The organism is Pseudomonas inefficax (genome assembly GCF_900277125.1).
Lineage (GTDB): Bacteria > Pseudomonadota > Gammaproteobacteria > Pseudomonadales > Pseudomonadaceae > Aquipseudomonas > Aquipseudomonas inefficax.
The window spans coordinates 1-1,879 of record NZ_OPYN01000053.1; the positions used below are offsets into that span (position 1 = coordinate 1).

The window sequence follows — 1,879 nt, forward strand, 5'->3', positions numbered from 1 at the left end:
GCGCCAAATCATCCGGTGCCGANCTGCTCGACGCATTCGTCTACCACAACTACTCCATCGGCGATCAGCCAGGCTCGGTGCGCCTGGGCAAGCAGGTGGTGAGCTGGGGTGAAAGTACCTTCATCGGTGGCGGCATCAACTCGATCAACCCGATCGACGTGTCGGCGTTTCGCCGCCCGGGGGCCGAGATCAAGGAAGGCCTGATTCCGGTCAACATGTTCTACATCTCGCAAAGCCTGACCGACAACCTGTCGGCGGAGGCCTTCTACCAGATCGAATGGGACCAGACGGTCGTCGACAACTGCGGCACGTTCTTCTCTCAGCCGGACATCATTGCCGACGGCTGTACCGACAACCTGCGCGTGCTCAACAGCAGCCGCACGGTGCCGGGGGCGGCGCAGCAGTTCCTTGCTACCCGGGGCGTGAACATCAACGAAGAAGGGGTGATGGTGCGCCGCGGTGCAGACCGTGACGCGCGTGACAGCGGCCAGTTTGGCGTGGCCATGCGCTACATGTTCGAGCCGCTGGACACCGAGTTTGGCGCCTACTTCATGAACTACCACAGCCGTGCGCCAATCTTCAGCGCCACCGGGGCCCCGCCTTCAGTGTTCGCCGGGTTGAGCGCCCTACCTGCGCAGCTGCGTGCATTGGCACCGCTGATCGTGGCGGGTAATTCCGAGTACTTCGTCGAATACCCCGAGGATATCCGCCTTTATGGTTTGAGCTTCTCAACCACACTGCCCACCGGGACCGCCTGGAGCGGCGAGCTCAGCTACCGCCCCAACGCACCGGTGCAACTCAATACCACGGATATTCTGTTCGCCGGGGTCCGCCCCATTGGCGGTGCGTTGAGCAACGCTTCTCTGCTGACCGGTACGCCGGGGCAGGACCTGCATGGGTATCGCCGCAAGGAGATCACCCAGTTCCAGACCACCCTCACGCATTTCTTCGACCAGGTGATGGGCGCCAGCCGCATGACCGTGGTGGGTGAACTCGGTGTCACCCATGTGGGTGGCCTGGAGAGCGCACACGATACCCGCTATGGTCGCGACCCGGTGTTCGGTCCAGGCCCGCTGCCATCCACGGGTGGGGCCAATACCTGTCAGGCACTCAATGCCAGCACCATCGCAGGCGCTGGCGCTGGTGCCTCCACCGCCAACCTGAGCCGCAACTGCGAGAACGATGGCTTTACCACCAGCACCTCCTGGGGTTACCGCGCCCGGGTCATCTGGGACTACAACGACGTCTTCGCCGGGATCAACCTGAAACCCAGCGTGGCTTGGTCGCACGACGTCTCCGGCTACTCGCCGGGCCCTGGCGCCAACTTCGAGGAAGGCCGCAAGGCCGTCAGCCTGGGCCTCGATGCCGAGTACCAGAACACCTACACGGCTAGCCTGTCGTACACCAACTTCTTCGATGGCGAGTACACCACCGTGGATGACCGTGACTTCGTCGCGCTCAGCTTCGGCGTGAACTTCTAAGCATACAGATCCAGGACGACACGACATGAACAAGACCAGAAGTCTGCTGCAAGCCGGTGTGCTGGGCCTGTCCCTGCTGGCGACCAGCGTCATGGCTGCAGTATCCGACGACGAAGCGGCCAAGCTGGGCAGTACGCTCACCCCGAGGGGCGCCGAAAAGGCCGGCAACGCCGATGGCTCGATCGGCCCGTGGGAGCCGCTGTCGAAGAGCGCGGGCAGCGCCGACGCCAAGGGTTTCCTGCCCGACCCGTACGGCAGTGACAAGCCGCTGTTCACCATCACCGCGCAGAACGCCGACCAGTACAAGGACAAGCTCTCGCCGGGCCAGCTGGCCATGCTCAAGCGCTACCCGGACACCTTCAAAATTCCGGTATTCAAGACCCATCGTGGCNCCACGG

The 1,879-nt window shown here is 63.3% G+C and carries 2 protein-coding genes; both read left to right on the forward strand.

Annotated elements, in window-relative coordinates; genetic code table 11:
- Window positions 1-1,481 (forward strand): DUF1302 domain-containing protein (locus JV551A3_RS05660; protein ID WP_133978420.1); only part of this gene is annotated, 1,481 nt, incomplete at its 5' end.
- Window positions 1,482-1,506: 25 nt separating this feature from the next.
- Window positions 1,507-1,879 (forward strand): DUF1329 domain-containing protein (locus JV551A3_RS05665; RefSeq protein ID WP_133978422.1); only part of this gene is annotated, 373 nt, incomplete at its 3' end.